22 protein-coding genes are annotated in these 23968 nt (G+C 68.3%); 12 read left to right on the top strand and 10 right to left on the bottom strand.

Annotated features, from left to right (window positions below):
* Nucleotides 1-102: 102 nt before the first annotated feature.
* Both OCU_RS47785 and OCU_RS47780 read right to left on the bottom strand, forming a co-directional pair.
* Nucleotides 103-1779, bottom strand: a complete 1677-nt coding sequence (locus tag OCU_RS47785; RefSeq protein WP_009954020.1) for an Hsp70 family protein — start codon at nt 1777-1779, stop codon at nt 103-105.
* A gap of 96 nt (nt 1780-1875) precedes the next feature.
* Nucleotides 1876-2421 carry a hypothetical protein gene (locus tag OCU_RS47780; RefSeq protein ID WP_014381310.1) on the bottom strand — a complete coding sequence of 182 codons (546 nt, stop codon included), beginning with the start codon at nt 2419-2421 and terminating at the stop codon, nt 1876-1878.
* A 506-nt stretch (nt 2422-2927) separates the two neighbouring features.
* Here OCU_RS47780 and OCU_RS47775 point away from each other — a divergent pair.
* A complete protein-coding gene (locus OCU_RS47775; RefSeq protein ID WP_009954022.1) occupies nt 2928-4475 on the top strand; it encodes a sugar porter family MFS transporter in 1548 nt (515 codons plus the stop codon).
* A gap of 47 nt (nt 4476-4522) precedes the next feature.
* Here the strand turns inward: OCU_RS47775 and OCU_RS47770 are convergent, their stop codons facing one another.
* The 5 genes from OCU_RS47770 to OCU_RS47750 form a co-directional block, all read right to left on the bottom strand.
* Complete coding sequence (locus tag OCU_RS47770; protein WP_009954024.1) at nt 4523-5251, bottom strand: hypothetical protein; 729 nt, start codon at nt 5249-5251, stop codon at nt 4523-4525.
* 19 nt (nt 5252-5270) lie between these two features.
* Entirely contained in the window at nt 5271-5996 is a 726-nt protein-coding gene (locus OCU_RS47765; protein ID WP_029384537.1) for a hypothetical protein, read from the bottom strand.
* A complete protein-coding gene (locus OCU_RS47760) occupies nt 5986-6558 on the bottom strand; it encodes a hypothetical protein (protein WP_026071153.1) in 573 nt (190 codons plus the stop codon). The genes OCU_RS47765 and OCU_RS47760 overlap by 11 nt, the downstream gene beginning before the upstream one ends.
* 10 nt (nt 6559-6568) lie before the next feature.
* Entirely contained in the window at nt 6569-7798 is a 1230-nt protein-coding gene (locus OCU_RS51855) for a putative alpha/beta hydrolase (protein ID WP_014381307.1), read from the bottom strand.
* A 111-nt stretch (nt 7799-7909) separates the two neighbouring features.
* Nucleotides 7910-8503: a hypothetical protein gene (locus OCU_RS47750; protein WP_009954030.1), complete on the bottom strand. Its 594-nt coding sequence runs from the start codon at nt 8501-8503 to the stop codon at nt 7910-7912.
* 318 nt (nt 8504-8821) lie between these two features.
* Here OCU_RS47750 and dnaK point away from each other — a divergent pair, with 318 nt between their 5' ends.
* The 4 genes from dnaK to OCU_RS47730 are packed head-to-tail and all read left to right on the top strand — an operon-like array spanning nt 8822 to nt 12942.
* Complete coding sequence (gene dnaK, locus OCU_RS47745; protein ID WP_009954031.1) at nt 8822-10681, top strand: molecular chaperone DnaK; 1860 nt, start codon at nt 8822-8824, stop codon at nt 10679-10681.
* Nucleotides 10678-11319, top strand: a complete 642-nt coding sequence (gene grpE / locus OCU_RS47740) for a nucleotide exchange factor GrpE (RefSeq protein WP_009954032.1) — start codon at nt 10678-10680, stop codon at nt 11317-11319. The genes dnaK and grpE overlap by 4 nt, the downstream gene beginning before the upstream one ends.
* A gap of 49 nt (nt 11320-11368) precedes the next feature.
* On the top strand, nt 11369-12547 hold the full coding sequence (dnaJ, locus tag OCU_RS47735) for a molecular chaperone DnaJ (protein ID WP_008261532.1): 1179 nt from the start codon (nt 11369-11371) through the stop codon (nt 12545-12547).
* Nucleotides 12547-12942, top strand: coding sequence for a heat shock protein transcriptional repressor HspR (locus OCU_RS47730; protein WP_008261523.1), 396 nt, complete (start codon nt 12547-12549; stop codon nt 12940-12942). Before dnaJ ends, OCU_RS47730 begins: the two co-directional genes overlap by 1 nt.
* Before the next feature lie 138 nt (nt 12943-13080).
* Here the strand turns inward: OCU_RS47730 and OCU_RS47725 are convergent, their stop codons facing one another.
* The 3 genes from OCU_RS47725 to OCU_RS47715 are packed head-to-tail and all read right to left on the bottom strand — an operon-like array spanning nt 13081 to nt 15652.
* Nucleotides 13081-13992: an aldose 1-epimerase gene (locus tag OCU_RS47725; RefSeq protein ID WP_009954034.1), complete on the bottom strand. Its 912-nt coding sequence runs from the start codon at nt 13990-13992 to the stop codon at nt 13081-13083.
* A gap of 2 nt (nt 13993-13994) precedes the next feature.
* A complete protein-coding gene (locus OCU_RS47720; RefSeq protein ID WP_008261520.1) occupies nt 13995-15185 on the bottom strand; it encodes an FAD-binding oxidoreductase in 1191 nt (396 codons plus the stop codon).
* A gap of 32 nt (nt 15186-15217) precedes the next feature.
* Nucleotides 15218-15652 (bottom strand): DUF3060 domain-containing protein, encoded by a 435-nt coding sequence (locus OCU_RS47715; protein ID WP_372456531.1) that lies wholly within the window; start codon nt 15650-15652, stop codon nt 15218-15220.
* 133 nt (nt 15653-15785) lie between these two features.
* On the opposite strand from OCU_RS47715, the gene clpB reads away from it, so the two are divergent.
* The 7 genes from clpB to OCU_RS47680 all read left to right on the top strand — a co-directional run bounded on the left by clpB (nt 15786) and on the right by OCU_RS47680 (nt 23824).
* Entirely contained in the window at nt 15786-18332 is a 2547-nt protein-coding gene (gene clpB, locus OCU_RS47710) for an ATP-dependent chaperone ClpB (protein ID WP_008261516.1), read from the top strand.
* Nucleotides 18333-18449: 117 nt separating this feature from the next.
* Entirely contained in the window at nt 18450-19733 is a 1284-nt protein-coding gene (locus OCU_RS47705; protein ID WP_009954035.1) for an acyl-CoA dehydrogenase family protein, read from the top strand.
* 89 nt (nt 19734-19822) lie between these two features.
* Nucleotides 19823-20701, top strand: a complete 879-nt coding sequence (gene ttfA / locus OCU_RS47700) for a trehalose monomycolate transport factor TtfA (protein ID WP_014385929.1) — start codon at nt 19823-19825, stop codon at nt 20699-20701.
* Nucleotides 20702-20751: 50 nt separating this feature from the next.
* Nucleotides 20752-21525, top strand: coding sequence for an SDR family NAD(P)-dependent oxidoreductase (locus OCU_RS47695; protein WP_026071156.1), 774 nt, complete (start codon nt 20752-20754; stop codon nt 21523-21525).
* Nucleotides 21512-22051, top strand: a complete 540-nt coding sequence (gene pyrE / locus OCU_RS47690; RefSeq protein ID WP_008261506.1) for an orotate phosphoribosyltransferase — start codon at nt 21512-21514, stop codon at nt 22049-22051. The genes OCU_RS47695 and pyrE overlap by 14 nt, the downstream gene beginning before the upstream one ends.
* 226 nt (nt 22052-22277) lie before the next feature.
* Nucleotides 22278-23180, top strand: coding sequence for a hypothetical protein (locus OCU_RS47685; RefSeq protein ID WP_009957189.1), 903 nt, complete (start codon nt 22278-22280; stop codon nt 23178-23180).
* On the top strand, nt 23177-23824 hold the full coding sequence (locus OCU_RS47680; RefSeq protein WP_014381302.1) for a TrmH family RNA methyltransferase: 648 nt from the start codon (nt 23177-23179) through the stop codon (nt 23822-23824). The genes OCU_RS47685 and OCU_RS47680 overlap by 4 nt, the downstream gene beginning before the upstream one ends.
* Nucleotides 23825-23968 lie beyond the last annotated feature (144 nt).

Here is a 23968-nt window from a genome sequence, read left to right as displayed (position 1 = left end):
CCCGCTCGCCGGGTGTGACGTTTGTCGGAGTGACCAGCGCCACCAAATTTCGTTAAATGACCCTTTTCGGAGCCCTTTTCCGGCCAGACGCAATCGTTCGCGTCAGCGCCCGAATGGGGGCTGGAAGATCGGCGGCAGGGGTCGCACCCGGGTGGTCGTCGTCGGCGCCGCGGACGTGGTGGTCACCTGCGATGTCGTGGTGGGCGGCGCGGTGGTGGTCGTCGTGGTGCTCGGCGGGGGTGTCGTCGTCGTGGTCGACGGCTCCGGCGGCGGTGTCGTGGTGGTCGTGGTGGCCGGCGCCTCGCTGGACGGTGGCGGCGGAGCCGGAACGACGGTGACGGTGGTGCTGTCGTTCGGCCCGGTGATGGTCACCGTTTGTGGTGGTGGCGGTGGGTTGGGCGAGGACGTCGGGGGGGCCGGGGTGGACTTCGTCATCAACAGGCCGATCGCCAGCGCCGCGGCCACCAGCACCGCCACCCCCGCCCCGGCGACGGTCAACACCAGCGCTGTGCGCTTGTACCAGGGCAGCCCGCCCTGCTCGGGGTACTCGAATTCCCGTGCCTCGCTGGCATATTCGCCGGTTGCGTCGCGGCCGGTGTAGGGCACCGGCTCGTCGGAATCGGCGTCTTGCGACCACGCCAGGGCGTCATCCACATCGGTGGCCTGGGCGGCCCACGCGGCCTGGGTGGCCCCGATTCCCGCGGTGCCGACCATTTCGGTCGGCGTCTCCACGGCGGCGGCCGCGGTGGTTTCGGCGCCCCCCGCTGCGTACTGCGCACCGAGCGCCGCGGCGCCGAGTGCGGCGAGTGACGCCGGCTGCGCCGCGCTGCGGACCGGAACCCCGAAGCGCTGCGACAACCGCGCGGTGATCAGCGGGATGCTTGCGCCCCCGCCGACGATCGCCACGGCGCGCAGGTTGGTGTTCGGAATTCCGTTGCGCCGCAACGTGTCTTGCAGCGAGGTGACAAACCGGTCCAGCGGTGGGGAGATCAGTTGCTCGAACTCGGTGCGGGTCAGTTGGGTGGACTCCCCGGACGCCCCCGCGACGGTGCTCACCGCGGCGGTCGACAGTTGTTCCTTGGCGCGCCGGCAGGCGGCCAGCAGGCGGGTCTGCGATCCCATCCGCGCGCCGCCGCCCAGGACGGCGGTGCTGACATCGGAGGCCAGCAGGTGATCGACGATGAGCTGATCGATCGCGTCGCCGGAGAAGTCGGTGTGCCGCACGGCCGGGGCGACGGGCGCAAAGCCGGCATTGGCGTCCAGCACCGTGACGGTAGTGCCGCCGGCACCGAAGTCGCACAGCGCGACGACGCCGTCGGCGGGAAACCCCGGCGTGCCGCGCAGGGCCGCCACCGCGGCCGTGGCGTCGGAAACCAGCATCGGCGCGACCCCACCGCGCGCGAGATCCGACTGGGCGAAGAACTCGTCGCGCAGCGCCGCGAACTGTTCGTCGGACCAGTAGGCGGGGACCGCGATGCTGATCGGTGTCCCGTAGCCGACCGTGCGGGCCATCGCCTCGATCGCCTCGACCGTCAGCGCCGCGCCCAGGTACTTGGTGCCGTCGGCCGCCACCAGCGGTGCCCGGTCGCCGACCCGCTCGACGAACCCGCGCAGCACCAGGCCGGGTGCGGTCAGGTTCGGATTCTCTTCCGGCAGGCCGACTTCGGTGGGACGGTGCTCGAACAGGGTGACCACCGAGCTGCGGGTGACCGGGGCGGTGCCGGCGCGGGCCGCCACCAGATTGGCCACCCCGATCGATAGCCCGAGCGACTGGCTCATGTCCGCACCCCTGTGTCAGTAGTCCCGTGGATTGCAGCGAGTCTAGGGCGCCGCCGGCGCCGCGTCGCCGAGCGTGATCGGCCTGCCGCCGACTCGCTAACGCAGGCCCGGCGGAACCGTGATGACCGTCGGCACCTGCGGAATGGTGATCACCGGCGGCAGCTGCGGCAGATGGTGGCGATGCGTGGGCTGCTGCGTTTGTTGCCCGGTGGGCTGCTGCTGCGTCGGCTGCTGGGCCGGCGGCTGCTCTTCGGCGCTGCTGCTGGACTCGGTGGTGGTCGTGGTCGTCGTGGTCGACGGCGTCGTTGTTGTCGTTGTCGTGGTGGTGCTCGTCGTCGACTTGGGGACGTGGTTGACGGATTGGTCGTCGTGAATGAGCTCGATGATCCCGAAGACGATCAGGCCGATCAGGATGACGACGGAAATCAACCAGGCGATGAGCATCGCGGGCCTGCGGTACCAGGGCGTGGGCTCGGGTTCCTGGTCGAACGGGTCGAAGCCCTGGGGTTGCTCGAACCCGTGGGGCGGCTGGGGCGGGAAGTTCGGTGGCGGGACTTCACCGGTCGGCGGCTCGCTCATGCCGAAATCGGCATGCTGGGTCGGCCGATTGTGGAAGTCATCGCGTGGACCGTTGGATGCCACGGCACCGATGGTACTGACCGCACCTGCCAGCCTGCTGATGCCAACCCCTAAGGGGCGGTCGCGTCGCTCAGAAGGAGGGGTGCGGGTTCCCACACAGAGCGTGCACTCAGGGTCCACAGCCTACCGCCAGACTGTGGCGCTCAACACACCCGCCACACCATTTCCGGACGAATGATATTGCAGTACAGCACAATTCGACCGCCCCATCGCTTTTGACTTACCAACATATTCGTGACAGTCTCTTTTCCCGAATCGATGTGGAGGTCGAACGGCAAGCCCACATCAACTGCGGCGCCTCCCGGGCTGGGCAGGCCGGCGAGTGAGCCGCCAGCGACCGACACGTACCCGCCGTCACAGCGGCGACGCCCGGTATGACATCGGGGTCCTGACGCCGCGGCGAGCGGCCATGCAATCCGAGCGCAGGGTAGGGAGGCGATCACGATGCCCGGCCGGCCCGCCCATGCGCCCCGGGTTCGTCGTCTCTGCTACAACGATCGGCCCTGCTAATGGCCGCCGATCCCACAGACCGCGAATGGTGGTCAGAAGCCGGCGACGACGCCCCGACCGCGGCGAGCCAGCACCGTCGCGCGGCGGAGCTGCCCAATGGGACCGACCCGGCCAAGTGCGCAGATGCGGCCCACGAGGGAGCGTCGCAGCGTGCAGTCGGTGCCGTCGCGGAGGCGGGAAGCCAACTGACGAGCGCCGTGGTCGTCATTGCGCTCGTCTCGGCGATCTCGGGCTTGCTCTACGGCTACAACACCGGTGTCATCTCCTGGGCCCTATTGCAGCTCACCGAGGAGTTCAACCTCACCGCGGCCTGGAAGCAGGTGGTCGCCGCCAGCATCCTGCTCGGCGCCATCGTCGGGGCGTTGGCGTGCAGCTGGCTATCCGACCGGTTCGGCCGGCGCGGCACGCTGTTGATGCTGGCGGTGCTGTTCATCGTCGGCGCGCTGTGGTGTGCCGACGCGCCGGATGTCGTGGTGCTGTCGCTGGGAAGGCTGGTCTTGGGCTTCGCCGTCGGCGGGGCGACCCAGACGGCCCCGATGTATGTCGCCGAGCTCTCGCCGTCGGCCTACCGGGGGCGGTTGGTGCTGTGCTTCCAGATCGCCATCGGGGTGGGCATCCTCGCCGCTAACCTCATCGGGGTCTTCGACTCGGTCTCCTGGCGGGGGCCGACCGGAATCGCGTGCGTACCCGCCGCGATCATGCTGTGGCTGTTGCTGCGCCTCCCGGAAAGTCCGCGCTGGCTGGTCAAGCAAGGTGATCGAAACGCCGCGCGAGCCGTGCTGGAGCGGGTCCGGCCCGACGGCTACGACGTGGGCGCCGAGCTGGACGAGGCGACCGAACTCGCGCGCATGGAACGCAAGGCCAGCACCCGCGGGTGGAGCGGGCTGCGCGACGCCTGGGTGCGCCCGGCCCTGGTCCTGGGTTGTGGCATCGCGGTGTTCACCCAGCTCAGCGGCATCGAGATGATCATCTACTATGCGCCGACCATCCTGACTGACGACGGCGTGTACCGGTCCGTGGCTCTGCTGGTGTCGGTGATGTTGGGTGCGACGTACGTGATCGCCCAACTAGTGGGGTTGGCCATTATCGACCGGGTCGGCCGGCGCCGGCTCACCCTCATCATGGTGCCGGGCGCGGCGATCAGCCTGTTCGCGCTCGGGCTGATCTTCGTCACCGCCGACAGCGGTCGAGATGTGATCGCCTACATCATGATTTCCCTGATCGCCTTCATGGTGTTCAATGCCGGCGGTCTGCAGCTGATGGGATGGCTGACCGGCTCGGAGACCTATCCGCTGGCGGTGCGACCGGAGGGCACCGCCGTGCATTCGGCGACGCTGTGGGGGACCAACCTGCTCATCACGCTGACGCTGCTGTCGCTCATCAATGCGATCGGGGTCGGACCCTCGATGTGGCTCTACGCGTTGTTCAACGTGGCGGCGTGGATATTCGTATTCTTCCGCATGCCCGACCTCACCGGTAAAAGCCTGGAAGAAATCGAAAAGAACCTGGCGGAGGGGAAATTCCGACCGTCAGACTTCGCACGCTGACGAATACGCTTGCGCGGCACGTCTTTTCGGGCTGCTGTGCGGCGCGGTCACACGCCAGCCATTGACTGGCCTCGAAGGATCCGTTCGATCCGGTCGAGCAGCTCGCACGGGTTTTCGTGGGCGCCGTCTTTCCAGGCGATTAGTGCGTTAAGAAGGTTAATCGGCTGGATGGTCAACTGCAGGCCGAGCAGCACAGTCTTGGACTCGCTGCTCAAACCCGTTGCGCGGTAGCTGATTGCGACTTGCAGCGACTGGCCGCTCACACCATTCGGGACGATCTTGGGCTCGATCGACACGACACACTCACGGCTTATTTCGGTCAACTCTTCTTTCGGCGCAGTCAGGCGCACCGTCAACACCGAGGGCGAAATGCACAGAAGGCACCGGCGCCACATACGTACCGCGCTGGAAACGAAGATGGGCGTCAGAACCAGCAGAAGGATTCCGATGAACCGAAGCCACGCGGGATTGCCGGGTGCACTGCCCGCGCCGATACCTGCGACAGCGAGCAATGGGAACAGCACGTTCAAGACGTACACATTCCCCTCGTACCACGGGATGTATCGACAAATAATCTCGTCGCCCGCCCGGGTGACTCCCGGCCGAAAAATTCGGCGTCTTCCGAGGATGAACATGAGTGCCGCGCAGAATGCGATCAAGGACAGGTACCACCGCACTCCGACCGATGCTGCTACCGCCGCAAGAAGGAGCAGAGCGGCGCCAAAGGTGTACCGCAGTCCCCGCCGCCACTGGCCACTGGTCTCGCCGTTGATCATCGGTGACGGTCTCGGGTGGTCACTGTGAATTGCCCCGAAGGATCCCTTCGACCTGATCCAGTAGCTCGCACGGGTTTTCGTGGCCGCCGTCTTTCCAGGCCACGAGGGCGTTGAGCAGGTTGATCGGTTGAACGCTCAGATACATTCCGAGCATCACCGTCGCGGTCGCCTCGCTGCTGACATCGGCGGGCTGGTAGGCGACTTCGACTTGCAACCGCTCGGTACCGGCCGCCACGCTCGGGACGAGCTTTGGCTCGATCGAACGGACATGCTCACGCCGGATGTCGGTCAACTCACTGCCGCGCTCTGCGATCCGCACGGTCAACGCCGCGGGGGTGATACGGAGAAGGGATCGGCGCCAGATCCAGAGGGAGACTCCCACCAATAAGGCAGAGATGGCCAGCAGAATGGCCCCGCCGTACCACAGCCACGCCGGATTACCGGGTGCACATCCTGCGCCAATCATGGCGATCGCGATTAGGGGGAACAGCAAGGTCGCCATGTATGGGTTGCTCTCGTACCACGGAAGATAGCGGCAGACAATCTCCTGCCCGGTCCGCCTGACCCCGGCGCCGAAAATTCGGCGGCCGCTCCCATAAATGATGCCGACGCCGACCGCAGCGGCGCCGACAGGCAGATACCAAGCCGACCCAACCAGCACATTTATGCCCGCCAACAGGCATAGTGCACCACCGACGGCGTAACGCAGTTTCGGTACACGACGTTTCGCTGTATTACTTGCCATCAGCAACGGTCCCGTGTTCGGTTCTCGGGATAGCGCCGTGGTACCCCGCGGACGTTGGATTTGTCACCGGACCCGATCGAGTGGTCAGCCAGACACCCGATCCATCCATCGGTGAATCGTGTAACGCGGTCACTGTTAGTTGCGCGATCAGCGTCTCCCGTTCGGCCGTGATGATCCTCGATTGTGACGTGCTGTCGATGGTGCCGAGTTCATGCGCGATCTGGATCGCGAGCGTCCCCGCGCTACCGGGACCCTCGCGTGCTGCGGTGAATTCTCGATGCAGTTCACGGCATTTCGGCGCCGACTGCAACTGCTGGTCAGACAGCATGGCAAATACTTCGGGTGGATCCAGCGAGGCCTCGACCCGATGCATCGTCAACACCGCGTTTGCGCAAAACACGTCGATACATGGGTCGGCACGACAAACCCACACACGAACTCCCTCAGCGGATTCGAACGGTTCCCAGCCCGGCGGCACCCCCACCTCAACAACAAACCCGACGAACCGATCGACTGGGGACACAGCGAGGCCGTGCTCTTCTGTGAACTCATCGAATCGCATCGTCGTCGTCCTACCCGAAACCGAATACGGATTCCACGCCATGCACCACACTCCCGATCGCATCCGCGGCGGGTTGCCAGGCCACTTCTACCGTCTTGGAGGCCACGAAGGCGGCTCCTGCTCCGACAACGGCGCCTGCCACCAGGCCAACTGCGGTGCCCGCTCCTGGAACGACCGAACCAAGCGCCGCACCCAACTCCGAGCCAGCCACCGCGCCGCCTACCCAACCGCCGGCTGCGAGACCGGCGGCGACACCCGCGCTCTCCCGCGTGACGGCCTCTGGCACCGAGTTGCCGTCATGGATGTCGGACATGACGGCGGGCACCGCGCTGGCCGCAGCGACCACCCCGCCGACACGGGAGAACCCCTTCAGCTCGATGCCGCCGATCTTCGGATCCTCGAACCACCTCAACAAGCCCGGATCAGCCTTGCCGGGACCCGTACCGGGGGACTCGGCAATCAATCTGGTCGTCGCCCCGCGCACACCGTCGGCGGTACCACCGGCGATCGCGCCCGCGGCGCCGGTCAGCACCTCGCCCTTCGTCGGGGCCAACGCGGGACCGCCGCCGGGCTGCTCGGCCGCGCCCCCGCCGGGCTGCTCGGCCGCTCCCTGGGCGGGTCCGGTTTGGGGGGCCGTGAGGTCGTATCCGTCCGCGTGCAGGGTCCCCATTGCGTTCTGAAACGAGTTGGCGTAACCGTCGCGGGTCGATTGCAGCTGGCCCAGCGCCGCTTTGGTGTCGCGGATGGCGTCGTCTTCGCGGCCGCTGATAAACGCGTCCAGCGCGTGTCGGTCTTCCGCGGTGAGTGTGGGATCTTTTTCCAGCTCCACCGCTTGGCCGATGAAGCCGTCCAGCTGCTGCAACTGACTTTCTAGCGCCGCGATCTGCCCGGCCGCCGACTTTTGCGCCTCGGCCAGGTTGGCAGCGATGTTTTCCAGGTCCGCACCGATCTTGGGCAGCTGCAAGGACTGCGCCCCAAGGGATTTCGTCACGCGCTGCACTTCGGCGGAGCCGTTGATCGGATGATCCCCATTCTGATGGTTCCACGCGGCGTCGAAGCGGCTGCGGGCCTGGTCGAACGCATTGGTGGCCTCGGCGGTGCATCGGCCCGCCTTGAGAAACGCCTCCGCCAGCTGAGCAATCTGAAACGGGCTACCGGCCTGCAGGCTCTGGTTGACCGCCCACGGATCACCACCGGCTTCAGCGATCAGCGCCGCGACGCTGATGTAGCGCAGTTGCATGGAGTCGTGAGGTCTTCTTGGTTAGGCCGGGCTGAGCGAGCACCGGTAGCTGGTCGGCGACATCACGCGGCAGACCGATCCCCCCGCCACGCCGTCGACAAGGTTACCGCCCTAGAACGTGTTGACCTTGTCGATGCTGACGAACATGCCGTGCTTGGTCTGGTCGTTGGTGAAGCGGGTGCCGTCGACGTTGGCGATGATCGTCCAGCCCTGGGCGGCGTAGGTCTGGTAATCGATCTTGACGGTCGGGATGGCTCCGAGGTTGCCCAGCACCCACTGCACCTTGCCGCCGGTGGTGACGCTGACGCCGTTGGCGTGCTCACCGTCCTGCAGCGGGGAGTTGGTGAAGGGCGCCTCGCAGCCGACGGTGTCCTTGTTGATCTGGCAGCGCGTCACGCCGGATTTGGTCTCGATGAAGACGTAGCCGTTCTGGTCGGGCGGCAGGGGGATGGCGCCGGCCGGATTCGTGGGGCCCGTCGGCGCGGCCGGAGCCGTCGGGGCCGGAGCGGCGGTGGCCGACGGCGGCGACGGCGTGGATCGCGGCGTGGGGAAGGACGGTTCGCCCGCGCCCGCCCCGGGCGAAGCCACCGGCCGGCCGCCGATGACGGAGCTGCAGCCGGACACCAGCCCGGAGCCGGCGAACAGGGCTACGAGCAGCAGCGAACCACCGGCCAGGCTCCGCCGCACATTATCCGAAAACCGCACCCGCCGCTCCCCAGACGATTCGAATGGCGGCACTCAGGTTACCCACCCTCCGACGACAGTCGCTGCACTCGAGTGCCTATCGATGCGGCGCCGATGGTGAAGCTTTACCGCCGCGTGACCGACTCGCGGGGCGACTGTGCGCCGCCACCGCTGGCCCCGGGAACAACACGGGACCGCGGGCCGTTAACATGATCGACAAGTTGAGTGAACCAGGCTCAAGACTAGGTTGACAGCCTATCGCCCTCAGGGGCAGGCTTGAGCGGGGTTCACTCAGCATAGTGGCACCAGACAAGCTCTACACAATCAGGAGGAATCACTATGGCTCGTGCGGTCGGTATCGACCTCGGGACCACCAACTCCGTCGTCGCAGTCCTCGAGGGCGGTGACCCCGTCGTCGTCGCCAACTCCGAGGGCTCGCGGACCACCCCGTCCATCGTCGCGTTCGCGCGCAACGGCGAGGTGCTCGTCGGCCAGCCCGCCAAGAACCAGGCGGTCACCAACGTCGACCGGACCATCCGTTCGGTCAAGCGGCACATGGGCACCGACTGGTCCATCGAGATCGATGACAAGAAATACACCGCCCAGGAGATCAGCGCCCGCGTGCTGATGAAGCTGAAGCGCGACGCCGAGGCATACCTGGGCGAGGACGTCACCGACGCGGTGGTCACCGTGCCGGCGTACTTCAACGACGCCCAGCGTCAGGCGACCAAGGAAGCCGGCCAGATCGCCGGCCTGAACGTCCTGCGCATCGTCAACGAGCCGACCGCCGCCGCACTGGCCTACGGCCTGGACAAGGGCGAGAAGGAGCAGACCATCCTGGTCTTCGACCTCGGTGGCGGCACGTTCGACGTGTCGTTGCTCGAGATCGGCGAGGGCGTGGTCGAGGTCCGCGCCACCAGCGGTGACAACCACCTCGGTGGGGACGACTGGGACGACCGCGTCGTCGACTGGCTCGTCGACAAATTCAAGGGCACCAGCGGAATTGACCTGACCAAGGACAAGATGGCGATGCAGCGGCTGCGTGAGGCCGCGGAGAAGGCCAAGATCGAACTCTCGAGTTCGCAGAGCACCTCGATCAACCTGCCTTACATCACCGTCGACGCGGACAAGAACCCGCTGTTCCTCGACGAGCAGCTCACGCGCGCCGAATTCCAGCGCATCACACAGGATCTGCTGGACCGCACCCGTCAGCCCTTCCAGTCCGTGATCAAGGACGCCGGCATCTCGGTCTCCGAGATCGACCACGTGGTCCTGGTGGGTGGTTCCACCCGGATGCCCGCGGTGACCGAACTGGTCAAGGAGCTCACCGGCGGCAAGGAGCCCAACAAGGGCGTCAACCCCGACGAGGTGGTGGCCGTGGGTGCCGCTCTTCAGGCTGGCGTGTTGAAGGGCGAGGTGAAAGACGTTCTGCTGCTTGACGTTACGCCGCTGAGCTTGGGTATCGAGACCAAGGGTGGCGTGATGACCAAGCTCATCGAGCGCAACACCACGATCCCGACCAAGCGGTCGGAGACCTTCACCACGGCCGATGACAACCAGCCGTCCGTGCAGATCCAGGTGTACCAGGGTGAGCGCGAAATCGCTTCGCACAACAAGCTGCTCGGCTCCTTCGAGCTGACCGGCATCCCGCCGGCGCCCCGCGGCGTCCCGCAGATCGAGGTCACCTTCGACATCGACGCCAACGGCATCGTGCACGTCACGGCCAAGGACAAGGGCACCGGCAAGGAGAACACGATCAAAATCCAGGAGGGCTCCGGCCTGTCCAAGGAGGAGATCGACCGGATGATCAAGGACGCCGAGGCGCACGCCGAGGAGGACCGCCAGCGTCGCGAGGAGGCCGACGTCCGCAACCAGGCCGAATCGCTGGTCTACCAGACGGAGAAGTTCGTCAAGGACCAGCGCGAAGCCGAGGGCGGGTCGAAGGTTCCCGAGGACACGCTGTCCAAGGTCGACGCCGCGATCGCCGAGGCCAAGACGGCCCTGGGTGGCACCGACATCACCGCGATCAAGTCGGCGATGGAGAAGCTGGGCCAGGAGTCGCAGGCGCTCGGGCAGGCCATCTACGAGGCCACCCAGGCCGCGGGCGAGCAGACCGACGCGACCGGTGGTGGGCAGGCTGGCTCCGCTGACGACGTCGTGGACGCGGAGGTGGTCGACGACGACCGGGAGTCCAAGTGACAGAAGGAAACCCACAGGAACAGGTGACCGTCACCGACAAGCGGCGAATCGATCCTGAGACCGGTGAAGTACGGCAGGTCCCTCCCGGCGATACGCCGGGAGGGCCGGCCCCGGCCGACGAGCCGGCGGTTCAGGGCGAGGGCAAGCTCGCCGAGCTGACCGCCGATCTGCAACGCGTGCAGGCCGACTTCGCGAACTACCGCAAGCGGGCGCTGCGCGACCAGCAGGCCGCGGCGGACCGGGCCAAGGCCGCCGTCGTCAACCAATTGCTGGGCGTGCTCGACGATCTCGACCGGGCGCGCAAGCACGGCGACCTCGAGTCGGGCCCGCTGAAGGCGGTGGCCGACAAGCTGGAGGGCGCGCTGACCGGGCTCGGCCTGACGGCGTTCGGCGAGGAGGGCGAGGACTTCGACCCGGTGCTGCACGAAGCCGTCCAGCACGAGGGCGACGGATCTCGCCCGGTGATCGGCACCGTCATGCGGCAGGGCTACAAGCTCGGCGATCAAATCCTGCGCCACGCCATGGTCGGCGTCGTCGACACGGTCGACGACGAAGGCGACGAATCGGCCTCGGCCGGTGAGGCTGAGGAAACCGCGCCGGTCGAATCGGACGATAACGCCGGCACGTCCGGTGACTAGACCACACAATCAGCACAACGCAACGCCGAAGGTGAGGGGGTGACGCGACATGGCCCAGCGTGAATGGGTCGAAAAAGACTTCTACAAGGAGCTGGGCGTCTCCTCTGACGCCAGTCCCGAAGAGATCAAACGCGCCTACCGCAAACTGGCGCGCGATCTGCACCCGGATGCCAACCCGGACAATCCCGCCGCCGGTGAACGATTCAAAGCCGTGTCGGAGGCGCACAACGTGTTGTCCGATCCGGCCAAGCGCAAGGAATACGACGAAACCCGAAGGCTGTTCGCCGGCGGCGGTTTTGGCGGGCGCCGGTTCGATACCGGCGGCTTCGGTGGCTTCAACGTCGGCGGCGACGGGGCGGAGTTCAACCTCAACGATCTGTTCGACGCCGCCGGCCGCAGCGGCGGCACCAACATCGGCGACCTGTTCGGCGGATTGTTCGGGCGCGGCGCCGGCGGCCGGCCCAGCCGGCCGCGCCGCGGCAACGACCTCGAGACCGAAACCCAGCTGGAATTCGTCGAGGCCGCCAAGGGTGTGGCGATGCCGCTGCGGCTGACCAGCCCGGCGCCGTGCACCAACTGCCATGGCAGCGGGGCGCGGCCGGGCACCAGCCCGAAGGTGTGTCCCACCTGCAACGGCTCCGGCGTGATCAACCGCAACCAGGGCGCGTTCGGTTTCTCCGAGCCCTGCACCGATTGCCGGGGCAGCGGCTCGATCATCGAGCACCCCTGCGAGGAGTGCAAGGGCACCGGGGTCACCACCCGGACCCGCACCATCAACGTGCGCATCCCGCCCGGCGTCGAGGACGGACAGCGCATCCGGCTGCCCGGCCAGGGTGAGGCCGGTCTGCGCGGCGCGCCTTCGGGCGACCTGTATGTGACGGTGCACGTGCGCCCGGACAAGGTGTTCGGCCGCGACGGCGACGACCTGACCGTCACCGTTCCCGTCAGCTTCACCGAATTGGCCTTGGGCTCAACCATTTCGGTGCCCACGCTGGACGGCAAAGTCGGTGTCCGGGTGCCCAAGGGCACGTCCGACGGCCGCATCCTGCGGGTGCGCGGACGCGGTGTGCCCAAGCGCAGCGGCGGCAACGGGGACCTGCTGGTCACCGTAAAGGTCGCCGTGCCACCGAATCTGGAGGGCGCGGCCCAGGAGGCGCTGGAGGCATACGCCGCCGCCGAGCGCTCCAGCGGGTTTGACCCCCGGGCAGGATGGGCGGGTAATCGCTGATGGCCAAGGGCTCGAGTAATTCACGAAATGAGGATGCCCGAACGTTCCTGATCTCGGTCGCCGCCGAGCTGGCCGGCATGCACGCCCAAACCCTGCGCACCTACGACCGCCTCGGCCTGGTCAGCCCGCGCCGCACTTCCGGTGGGGGACGCCGCTATTCGGAGCACGACGTCGACCTGCTGCGTGAGGTGCAGCGGCTCTCGCAGGACGAGGGGGTCAACCTCGCCGGCATCAAGCGGATCATCGAGCTGACCAACCAGGTCGAGGCCCTGCAGGCGCGGATCAAAGAGTTGAACGAGGAATTGGCGCAGCTGCGCGCCAGCCAGCGCCGCGACGTGGCGGTGGTGCCCAAGAGCACCGCGCTGGTGGTGTGGCAGCCGCGCCGGGGGCGTTAATCGTCGGGAAGTTTGTCTTGCGCCCCAAGGGTTCCTGTCTCCGGAGCACACAACATTCGCAAAAGCGCTAGCGCATGTGCTAGCGCTTTTCGCATGCTCCTGGTGATCAGCAGACAGCGACTGCAGTGACCCAGGTGGTCACTGTGATCGCACCCGGATCGAAAACTGCGTCACCACCGGCTCACCCGGCGCAGCGCAGCGATAGCCGCCGCGGCGCAGCGCGTCGGTCGGTGCGGCCATCGGCTCGAAACAGATGATGGCCTTGGACGGATCGTCGACCGGCGGCGCGAAGATCTGCGCCGCCGGATAGCCCCGCTCGAAATGCACCTCGATGCGTCGTCCGCCCCCGGACACCGCGAACACCGCGCCCTCGGTGACGTCGTCGTAGGCATCGTCAAAGGCCTTGTCGCGCAACGCCTCTCCGCCTGCCGGCTGCGGCTCGGACTCGCCGGTGGGCAGCCCCTTGTCGTCGAGACCGAGGTGCCGCAGCGCCGGCGTCTCGACGACCCAGTCACCGCGGGCCACGCCCGGCACTTGCAGGTAGGGATGAAACCCGAAGCACAGCGGCACCGCCGAGTCGCCGGTGGCGGCGACGGTGCTCCGCACCGTCAGGGTGCGATCGGCCAGTCGCGCGGTCACTGTCAGCAAATGCGGGTACGGGAAGCTGGCCAGCAGTCGTGGATCGGCACCGAAATCCACCAGAGCGGTCAGCTCGTTCGGGGACTCGTCCGTCACCCGCCAACCGGGATAGGCGGCCAGGACGCCGTGGATCGGCAACCCGTTGGGGTCGGCGCGCACCCCGTTCTCACCCGGCGTCAGGTCCACCGTCGCGCCCTGCGCGGTATAGGTGTTCGCGCCCAACCGGTTTGCCCACGGATACAGGATCGGGATGCCCATCGTCTTGCCGTCGCTGACATAGGCGTCCAGACCGCGACGTTGGCCGAGCAACTCCGCGCCGGCGTCGCGCAGCGACGTGCCGATCATCCCCGCGTCCGGAACGAACTGGGCAACCAGTGGCGACGAAGGATCGCGCAGGGTGACGACGTGCATGGCTACCTCCAGAGCGGATCGTGCTGAATGCGTTCGGGCGGAGCGCCTTTGGCGAGCAGCGCGGACTTGGTGGCGCTGACCATCGCCGGCCCGCCGCAGATCAGGATCTGACGGTCGCCCCAGCCGCCGTACTTGGTCACCACGTCGGGCAGCCGGCCGATCTGGTGCACGTGCAGGCCCCGCGGCGGCGTGACGTCGGGATAGTCGGCGGCCCACGCCGGGTCGGCGCTGTACTCCGAGACCGGCGACACCGACAGCCACGGGTTGTGCGACGCGACCTGCCACAGGGTGGGCAGGTCGTAGAGTTCGCAGCGGTAGCGCGCGCCGAAGAACAGATGTATCCGCGGGTTGACCGCGTAGCGGGACAGGTCCATGATGAGCGCCCGCAGCGGCGCCAGGCCCGTGCTGCCGGCGACCATCAGCACGTCGCCGCCGTCTCGGTCGACGCCCAGGCCGCCGTGTGGGCTGGACAGCCGCCACCGGTCGCCGATGCGGGTTTCGTTGACGATCGCGGTGCTGACCAGGCCGCCGGGCACCAGGCGCACGTGGAACTCGATCCCGCCGCCGGGATCGGCGGGAATGGCGGGGCTCAGATATCGCCAGCGGCGCGGGCATTGCGGCACATGGGCGTTGACGTATTGCCCAGGGTGGTAGTGCATCGGCTGGTCGAGCTGAAGCCGAACGACCGCCAGGTCCCGCGACACCCGCAGGTGTTCGATGACGGTGCCGTCCCACCAGGCGGGTCCCTCCTCGGCGTCCGCGGCGCCGCTCATCACCCCGGTGATCAGGTTCAGCGACTGCCTGGCCGCGTCGTCGACCGCGCCGGTCCAGGCCGCACCCAGATGCGAGCGGAGCGTCGCCAGCAATGCGCGGCCCAGGGTGTCGTAATGGTGCGGCAGCACACCGTATTTGCGGTGGTCCCGCCCGAGCTGGGCTAAAAACGCCACCGGCTCCCGCGCGCGCCGCGCGACCAGTTCGCCGTACACCCAGTGCATCGCGTGGCCGAAAGCGGCGCGCTGGGCGCTCATTTCGGGTGGGAAGAGATCGCGCACCGAGGCGTCGAGGGCGAACCAATGGGTGTAGAAGCGGTGCACCAGCTCGCCGGAATCACCCTGGGAGCCCGAGCGGCCCGCGCCGTCCGGTTCGAAGGCGTCGCGCAGCACGGCCAGCGCTTGGACGTCCTCGAGGCTCACGGGCCCCGATTCTAGGCTCGGATTCCGTGGATTCAGCCCTGCCGGACGACGTTGGCTGTCCCGGCGCTGACGATCTTGGGTGAACCCCAGTGGTAGACAACGACGTTGCCGGCTCCGGATGCGCTCAGCGCGTCCGTGCTGTCGACCGCGACGCGATTGTCGTTGCCGGAGACGGTGACGCTGGTGCAGTGGCCGGTGAGGGTGATCGTGTTGTTCTTTCCGCTCACCGACAGGTAGCCGGCGTGGCAGGGCAGCGTCTTCGTCGTACCGGCGCCGCTCACCTGCAGCGTCCCGGCGTCGGGCACCTCACTGGACTGGCTGCCGTGGGCGAGGTCGGTATGCAGGCCGACCGAGACAAGGCCCGCGAGCGCCACTCCGGCGAGGGCGGCCAGCCATAAGCCCCTGCCCCGGCGCGGGGTTCGGGTGGGGTCGGCGGCCTGGTCGGGGTGTTGCATCGTCTGCGTCATCGCTACGGGGGTACCCCGTACGGCGTAGTGCCCAAAACTCGGTAGAGTTGAGTGGAACAGACTCAACATTGACGACGTTGAACAAGCAGACAAGCATTTTTGCCAGCTCCCTTTCGACCCGAATGGAGGCGTCGTGGACTCTTTCAACCCGACCACCAAGACCCAGGCGGCGCTGACCTCGGCGCTGCAGGCGGCCTCGGCCGCCGGTAACCCGGAGATCCGGCCCGCCCACCTGCTGATGGCGTTGCTGACCCAGGCGGACGGCATCGCCGCGCCGCTGCTGGAGGCCGTGGGGGTCGCGCCCGCCACCATCCGCGCCGAAGCCGAGCGCCTGCTCGAGCGGCTGCCGCAGGCCAGCGGCGCCAGCTCGCAGCCGCAGCTCTCGCGCGAGTCGCTGGCCGCCATCACCACCGCCCAGCAACTGGCCACCGAGATGGACGACGAATACGTCTCCACCGAACACCTGATGGTCGGCCTTGCCACCGGCGACTCCGACGTCGCCAAGCTGCTCACCGGGCACGGCGCGTCGCCGCAGGCGTTGCGGGAGGCGTTCGTCAAGGTCCGCGGCAGCGCCCGGGTCACCAGCGCCGACCCCGAGGCCACCTATCAGGCGCTGGAGAAGTACTCGACCGACCTGACCGCGCGCGCCCGCGAAGGCAAGCTCGACCCGGTTATCGGGCGTGACAACGAGATTCGCCGCGTCGTACAGGTGTTGAGCCGGCGCACCAAGAACAACCCGGTGCTGATCGGCGAGCCCGGCGTCGGCAAGACCGCGATCGTGGAGGGCCTGGCCCAGCGCATCGTCGCCGGCGACGTGCCGGAGAGCCTGCGCGACAAGACCGTCATCAGCCTGGACCTCGGCTCGATGGTCGCCGGCGCGAAGTATCGCGGCGAGTTCGAGGAACGCCTCAAGGCCGTCCTGGACGACATCAAGAACTCCGCCGGGCAGATCATCACCTTCATCGACGAGCTGCACACCATCGTCGGCGCCGGCGCGACCGGCGAGGGTGCGATGGACGCCGGCAACATGATCAAGCCGATGCTGGCCCGCGGCGAGCTGCGCCTGGTCGGCGCCACCACGCTCGACGAGTACCGCAAGTACATCGAGAAGGACGCCGCGCTGGAGCGCCGCTTCCAGCAGGTGCTGGTCGGGGAGCCGTCGGTGGAGGACACCGTCGGCATCCTGCGCGGACTCAAGGACCGCTACGAGGTGCACCACGGCGTGCGCATCACCGACTCGGCCCTGGTGGCCGCGGCGACGCTGTCCGACCGCTACATCACCGCGCGCTTCCTGCCGGACAAGGCCATCGACCTGGTCGACGAGGCCGCCAGCCGGCTGAAGATGGAGATCGACTCGCGGCCCGTCGAGATCGACGAGGTCGAGCGCCTGGTGCGCCGCCTCGAGATCGAGGAGATGGCGCTGGCCAAAGAAGAGGACGAGGCGTCCAAGGAGCGGCTGGAGAAGCTGCGCTCCGAGCTGGCCGACCAGAAGGAGAAGCTCGCCGAGCTCACCACGCGCTGGCAGAACGAGAAGAACGCGATCGACGTGGTGCGCGAGCTCAAGGAACAGCTCGAGGCGCTGCGCGGGGAGTCCGAGCGCGCCGAGCGCGACGGCGACCTGGCCAAGGCCGCCGAGCTGCGCTACGGCCGCATCCCCGAGGTCGAGAAGAAACTCGACGCCGCGCTTCCGCAGGCCGAGGCCCGCGAGAACGTGATGCTCAAGGAGGAGGTCGGCCCCGACGACATCGCCGACGTGGTGTCGGCGTGGACCGGCATCCCGGCCGGACGGATGCTCGAGGGCGAGACCGCCAAACTGCTGCGCATGGAAGACGAGCTGGGCAAGCGCGTCATCGGGCAGCGCAAGGCGGTGACGGCGGTGTCCGACGCAGTGCGGCGCGCCCGCGCAGGCGTCGCCGACCCCAACCGGCCGACCGGTTCGTTCATGTTCCTGGGCCCGACCGGTGTCGGTAAGACCGAGCTGGCCAAGGCGCTGGCGGAGTTCCTGTTCGACGACGAGCGCGCGATGGTCCGCATCGACATGAGCGAGTACGGCGAGAAGCACTCGGTGGCCCGGCTGGTCGGCGCCCCTCCCGGCTACATCGGCTACGACCAGGGCGGTCAGCTGACCGAGGCGGTGCGGCGGCGTCCGTACACGGTGATCCTGTTCGACGAGATCGAGAAGGCGCACCCGGACGTGTTCGACGTGCTGTTGCAGGTGCTCGACGAGGGCCGGCTCACCGACGGGCAGGGCCGCACGGTCGACTTCCGCAACACCATCCTGATCCTGACGTCCAACCTGGGCTCGGGTGGCACCGAGGAGCAGGTGATGGCCGCGGTGCGCTCGGCGTTCAAGCCGGAGTTCATCAACCGGCTCGATGACGTCATCGTCTTCGCCGGCCTGGAGCCCGGTGAGCTGGTGGCCATCGTCGACATCCAGCTGGCACAGCTGCAGAAGCGGCTGGCGCAGCGCCGCCTCACCCTCGAGGTGTCGCTGCCGGCCAAGCAGTGGCTGGCGCATCGGGGATTCGACCCGGTCTACGGCGCGCGGCCGCTGCGCCGGCTGGTGCAACAGGCCATCGGCGACCAGCTGGCCAAGCTGTTGCTGGCCGGCGACGTGCACGACGGCGACACCGTGCCGGTGAACGTCAGCCCCGACGGCGACTCCCTGATCCTGGGCTGAGCCGCGTTCGAACGTCGACTTGTTGTGGTTCTTTCCCCGGAAACCGCCCAACAAGTCGGCGTTCGGCGTTTGGACGCGCATTGGTAGCGTCCCACCGACGGCAGATCGGAGGCCAACATGGCGTGGGACTTCAGCACCGAGCCGGATTTCCAGGCGAAGCTCGACTGGGTCGAGGATTTTTGCCGCGAGGAGATCGAGCCGCTGGACTTCGTGTTCCCCTACGCGGTGCGCTCGCCCGATCCCCGGGTGAAGGCCTACGTGCGCGGTCTGCAGCAGCAGATCAAGGACCAGGGGCTGTGGGCGATCTTCCTCGACGAGGAGTTGGGTGGCCCCGGTTTCGGTCAGCTCAAGCTGGCGCTACTGAACGAGGTCATCGGCCGCTACTCGCAGGCCCCGCAGATGTTCGGCGCCGCCGCACCCGACACCGGCAACATGGAGATGCTCGCCGCGTTCGGCACCGAGGAGCAGAAGAAGCGGTGGCTTGAGCCGCTGCTCAACCAGGACATGTTCTCGGCGTATTCGATGACCGAGCCACAGGGCGGATCCGACCCCAGCCTGTTCAAGACCCACGCCGTGCGCGACGGCGACGAGTGGGTCATCAACGGCGAGAAGTGGTTCACCTCGGCGGGACGGGTGGCCGACATCCTCTTCGTGATGTGCACCAACGGCATGTTCGTCGTGCCGCGCCGCACCCCGGGCGTCGAGATCCAGCCGGAGCCGCGCAACCACAACCACATCATCTACAACGACGTCCGGGTTCCGCTCGACCACCTGCTCGGCCCCGAGGACGGCGCCAAGACGCTGGCCCAGCGTCGGCTCGGCGGCGGCCGCATCCACCACGCGATGCGCACCATCGCCCAGTGCCGGCTCGCGTTCGACATGATGTGCGAGCGGGCGCTGTCGCGGGAGTCGCACGGCAAGGTCATCGCGGAGCATCAGATGGTGCAGGAGAAGATCGCCGACTCCTACGCCGCGATCCGCATGCTGCGGCTGCTGGTGCTCGAAACGGCGTGGAAGATCGACAATTCCAGCACCAAGGAGGCCCGCACCGACATCGCGACGGTCAAGTTCACGATGGCCAAGGTGCTGCGCGACGTGTCGTACAACGCCCTGCACATCCTCGGGTCGCTCGGCACCACCGACCTGACGCCGCTGCAGGCGATGTATGCGAGCGCGCCGACGATGGGGCTGGCCGACGGCGCCGACGAGGTCCACAAGGCCACCGTCGCCCGGCGCCTGCTGCGCGACTACAGCCCGCAGCAGCATCCGTACTGGCCGACGGAGTACTTCCCGGCCAAGCGGGAGGCGGCGTGGGCGAAATTCGAGCCGAAGTTCCAGGCAGAACCCGAACTGCGGGCCGCGGCCGAGGACTCCAAGAAGTACTTCGCCCGCCGGCGCTGACGCCAGCCCGGGCCGCACTGCATCCTGTGATTGGGTTGTGACCTGGTCGCCTTCTGTGTTCCGGGCCAATAGCAGATACGCTGTTTTGGATGGTCCCCCTCTGGTTCACGCTCTCCGCGCTGTGCTTTGTCGGCGCGGGGGTGCTGCTGTACGTCGATGTCGACCGTCGGCGCGGACGCAGCAGGCGCCGTAAGTCGTGGGCGCGGTCGCACGGATTCGACTACGAGCGGGAATCGGCCGACATCCTCAAGCGCTGGAAGCGCGGCGTGATGTCGACGGTGGGTGACGTGACCGCGCAGAACGTGGTGCTGGGCCAGATCCGAGGCGAGGCGGTCTACATCTTCGACCTCGAAGAGGTCGCCACGGTGATCGCGCTGCACCGCAAGGTTGGCACCAACGTCGTGGTGGACCTGCGGCTCAAGGGGCTCAAAGAGCCACGGGAGAGCGACATTTGGCTGCTGGGCGCGATCGGGCCGCGGATGGTGTACTCCACCAACTTGGACGCCGCCCGCCGGGCCTGCGACCGCCGCATGGTCACCTTCGCCCACACCGCGCCGGATTCCGCCGAGATCATGTGGAACGAGCAGAACTGGACGCTGGTCGCCATGCCGATCACCAGCACCCGCACCGAGTGGGACGAGGGTCTGCGCACCGTGCGGCAGTTCAACGACCTGTTGCGAGTGCTGCCGCCGCTGCCGGAGGAGACCCCGCAGGAGTCCGGGGCACCGGCGGGACCGCGCAACGCGTCGCCGAGCCGCCCGTTGGCGCCGGCGGGCCGCGCCGAGTTGCCGCCCCGGCGCGCGCAGCAGGATGTGGCCGGCCTGCTCGGGCCCGACGCCGCGCCGGGCCGCCGCGCGGCCGAGCCGGTGCGCCGCGACCAGCCGCGACCGGAGCCGCGCCCCGATACGCTGCGCCGCCCGCCCCCGACCGGGCGCAACGGCCACCAGGCCACCAACTATCAGCGCTGACGGCGGGTAGCCGCGAGGCCGGTGGGGCCGCCGTCACTAGGATGGCGCTCATGCCCCGCCCCGTTGCCCTGATCACCGGGCCCACCTCCGGGATCGGCGCCGGGTACGCGCGACGCTTCGCCCGCGACGGCTACGACCTGGTGCTGGTCGCCCGCGACGCCGATCGGTTGAACCGGCTGGCGGACGAATTGAAGAGCACCGCAGGCGACGTCGAGGTTCTCCCCGCCGACTTGGGCGATGCGGCCGACCGGCAACGGGTGTCCGATCGCCTCGCCGCCGGAGTGCGCGTCCTGGTGAACAACGCCGGCTTCGCGACGTCCGGCGACTTCTGGTCCACCGACCCCGCCGTGCTGCAATCCCAGCTCGACGTCAACGTCACCGCGGTCATGCACCTGACCCGGGCGGCGCTGCCGGGCATGCTCGACGCGGGCGCCGGCACGGTCATCAACATCGCCAGCGTCGCCGGGCTGGTGCCCGGGCGGGGCTCGACGTATTCGGCGTCCAAGGCGTGGGTGATCTCGTTCAGCGAGGGGTTGTCCGTCGGGCTGCAGGGCACCGGGGTTTCGGTGCACGCCGTGTGTCCGGGCTACGTGCGCACCGAATTTCACGCCCGCGCCGGCATCGACATGTCCAAGTCGCCGTCGTTCATGTGGCTCGAGGTCGACGATGTGGTCAGCCAGAGCCTCGCCGACATCGCCCGCGGCAAGGTGATCAGCATCCCGGGTCTGCAGTACAAGGCGATCATCGCCGCCGAGCGGATGATCCCGCGGACCCTGATGCGGGCGGTCACCAAACGAGTCGGTGGTGGCCGTGGCCGAACCTGAGCGCGAGGAGCTGGCCGAACTGGTGCGCCGCCTGGCGGTGGTGCACGGCCGGGTCACGCTGTCGTCCGGCAAGGAGGCCGACTACTACGTCGACCTGCGCCGGGCGACCCTGCACCATCGTGCGTCGGCGCTGATCGGCAAGCTGATGCGCGAGCTGACCAGCGACTGGGACTACGCGGTGGTGGGCGGGCTGACCCTGGGCGCCGACCCGGTGGCCACCGCCATCATGCACGCGCCGGGCCGGCCCATCGACGCTTTCGTTGTGCGCAAGTCCGCCAAAGCCCATGGGCTGCAACGACTTATCGAAGGCTCCGAGGTCTCCGGGCAGCGGGTGCTGGTGGTCGAGGACACCAGCACCACCGGCAACTCGGCGCTCACCGCGGTGCGCGCCGTGCAGGACGCGGGCGGCGAGGTGCTGGGGGTGGCCACCGTGGTGGACCGCGCCACCGGCGCCGCCGAGGCCATCGAGGCCGAGGGGCTGCCGTACCGCAGCGTGCTGGGACTGGCCGAGCTGGGGCTGGGCTAGGTGCCGGCTTTTTCGATGCACCGATTGCCCCACCCGCCGCAGCGGTCCCTGGCCGGGGCGATGTGCGTGGTGCCCGCCTCCCAGCGACAACGGCGTCGAGGCGCGCAGGCGCCCGACTTGTCGCTCGGAGGTGGGCAATTCGCCACTCCCTTCCGGCGGGGACTGCTGTGCCGCATGTGGCCCGCGTGGCCGATGCGTTCTGGTCCGACCCCGGGGCGCTAATTCAATGCGGACCATCCTTGCGATCGCCGCGTGCCTGGCGCTCTGCCTGGCCGGCTGCTCATCGACCAACCCCGCCGCCGCGCCCTACGGGGCCCAGGGCGCGCGGCTCGGCGAATCGCTGGCGCTGCTGGGCTGGAACATGTCCGTGTCGAACCTGCGCTGGGATGGCGACTATGTGCTGGTGGACGTCGACGCGAGTCCCGCCTCGACCAAGGACCCGCACGCCAAACCCGAGGACATCCGCTTCGGCCTGTACGGCGCGCTGGCCCACCCCATGGAGGCCGACGGCCTGGGCAGCTGCGAGAACGCGAAGACCGGCGTGCACGACATTCGCGCGCCGCTGTCCGCGCCGCCCGACCGGCTCACCGGCACGGTTTGCCTTGGGCCGCTGAAGGATCGGAGTCAGGTCCGCGGCATCTACGGCTACTCGCCGCGCGACCGCATCCCGAACAGCTCGTCGGCCTATCCGGTCGCCTTCCCGGTCGGCCTCCTGCCGACCAACCCCAACGACAGCGGCGGGCTGGCGGTCAAGACCGCCAGCCTGACGGCGTGGCGGGCCGACGGCAAACCGGTGACCAAGGTGCAGCTGGGTGATCCGGGGGCGTTCACCGGCAACGGCTACATGCTGCTCGGGTTGGAGGCCACCGCCATCGCGGCCCGCTACCGCGACGAGTCCGCCAAGCGCGGCGGCCCGATGATGTTGCTGGCCTCGCCGACGCTGCCCGCCCCGGGACTCAACCCCGCCTGCGCGACCTACGGCTCGTCGGTGCTGATCCTGCCCGACGCGTCGCTGGACGCGGTGCACGTCAACGCCTCGCTATGCACCCAAGGAGAGATCAACGACGCGCTGCTCTACGCGACCCTGGCCATCGACGGCACGCACGCCGGGGTGTGGACCCAGCGATGAGCGGACCCGGGCCCACCGAATGGTCCGCGACCCCGCCCGCCGGTGTCGGGCCGTGGCCGGGCGAACCACCCGACGACCCGCGGTATGACCCGATCCTGTTGCGCGAGGGCGACACTCGCAACGTCGTCGACGCCTACCGGTACTGGACCCGGGAAGCCATCGTCGCCGACATCGACCGGCGACGGCATCCGCTGCACGTGGCGATCGAGAACTTCGGTCACGACGCCAACATCGGTTCGGTGGTGCGCACCGCCAACGCCTTCGCCGTGCACACCGTGCACATCGTGGGGCGGCGGCGGTGGAATCGCCGTGGCGCCATGGTGACCGACCGCTATCAGCGGCTGTGCCACCACGACAGCACCGCCGAGCTGTTCGACTTCGCGGCGGACGCCGGCCTGACCGTCGTCGCCGTCGACAACGTCCCGGGCGCGGCGCGGCTCGAGGAGACCGCGCTGCCGCGCGAGTGCCTGCTGGTGTTCGGTCAGGAGGGGCCCGGCATTACCGACGACACCCGCAGCGGCGCGACCCTGACGGTGTCGATCGCCCAGTTCGGCTCGACGCGCAGCATCAACGCCGGCGTCGCCGCGGGGATCGCCATGCACACCTGGGTGGAGCAGCACGCCGACCTGTCCCGCGCCTGGTGACACCCGCCGGGCGCGTTGAGTGTGAACCGGCGGCGTTGATTGTGCGCTGACGGCGGGCCAGCTCGGCGTGTCGCCGCCGCACATGCACACCGAAAGCCCTGCGTTCACACTCGACGCCGCGCGCTCACACGCATGGGGCAGGAT

The sequence above is a fragment of the Mycobacterium intracellulare ATCC 13950 genome, from assembly GCF_000277125.1.
GTDB lineage: Bacteria > Actinomycetota > Actinomycetes > Mycobacteriales > Mycobacteriaceae > Mycobacterium > Mycobacterium intracellulare.
This window is presented reverse-complemented; position numbering and strand designations above follow the sequence as displayed.

Excerpts from the sequence above, each read along its gene's own strand:
- OCU_RS47715 (WP_372456531.1), bottom strand. The coding sequence starts at position 15,652 with ATGACGCAGACGATGCAACACCCCGACCAGGCCGCCGACCCCACCCGA.
- OCU_RS47680 (WP_014381302.1), top strand. The coding sequence starts at position 23,177 with ATGAGCGGACCCGGGCCCACCGAATGGTCCGCGACCCCGCCCGCCGGT.
- dnaJ (WP_008261532.1), top strand. The coding sequence starts at position 11,369 with ATGGCCCAGCGTGAATGGGTCGAAAAAGACTTCTACAAGGAGCTGGGC.
- OCU_RS47765 (WP_029384537.1), bottom strand. The coding sequence starts at position 5,996 with ATGGCAAGTAATACAGCGAAACGTCGTGTACCGAAACTGCGTTACGCC.
- OCU_RS47685 (WP_009957189.1), top strand. The coding sequence starts at position 22,278 with ATGCGGACCATCCTTGCGATCGCCGCGTGCCTGGCGCTCTGCCTGGCC.
- OCU_RS51855 (WP_014381307.1), bottom strand. The coding sequence starts at position 7,798 with ATGCAACTGCGCTACATCAGCGTCGCGGCGCTGATCGCTGAAGCCGGT.
- OCU_RS47785 (WP_009954020.1), bottom strand. The coding sequence starts at position 1,779 with ATGAGCCAGTCGCTCGGGCTATCGATCGGGGTGGCCAATCTGGTGGCG.
- OCU_RS47695 (WP_026071156.1), top strand. The coding sequence starts at position 20,752 with ATGCCCCGCCCCGTTGCCCTGATCACCGGGCCCACCTCCGGGATCGGC.
- OCU_RS47730 (WP_008261523.1), top strand. The coding sequence starts at position 12,547 with ATGGCCAAGGGCTCGAGTAATTCACGAAATGAGGATGCCCGAACGTTC.
- OCU_RS47760 (WP_026071153.1), bottom strand. The coding sequence starts at position 6,558 with ATGCGATTCGATGAGTTCACAGAAGAGCACGGCCTCGCTGTGTCCCCA.
- OCU_RS47770 (WP_009954024.1), bottom strand. The coding sequence starts at position 5,251 with ATGATCAACGGCGAGACCAGTGGCCAGTGGCGGCGGGGACTGCGGTAC.
- ttfA (WP_014385929.1), top strand. The coding sequence starts at position 19,823 with ATGGTCCCCCTCTGGTTCACGCTCTCCGCGCTGTGCTTTGTCGGCGCG.
- dnaK (WP_009954031.1), top strand. The coding sequence starts at position 8,822 with ATGGCTCGTGCGGTCGGTATCGACCTCGGGACCACCAACTCCGTCGTC.
- OCU_RS47705 (WP_009954035.1), top strand. The coding sequence starts at position 18,450 with ATGGCGTGGGACTTCAGCACCGAGCCGGATTTCCAGGCGAAGCTCGAC.
- OCU_RS47725 (WP_009954034.1), bottom strand. The coding sequence starts at position 13,992 with ATGCACGTCGTCACCCTGCGCGATCCTTCGTCGCCACTGGTTGCCCAG.
- OCU_RS47775 (WP_009954022.1), top strand. The coding sequence starts at position 2,928 with ATGGCCGCCGATCCCACAGACCGCGAATGGTGGTCAGAAGCCGGCGAC.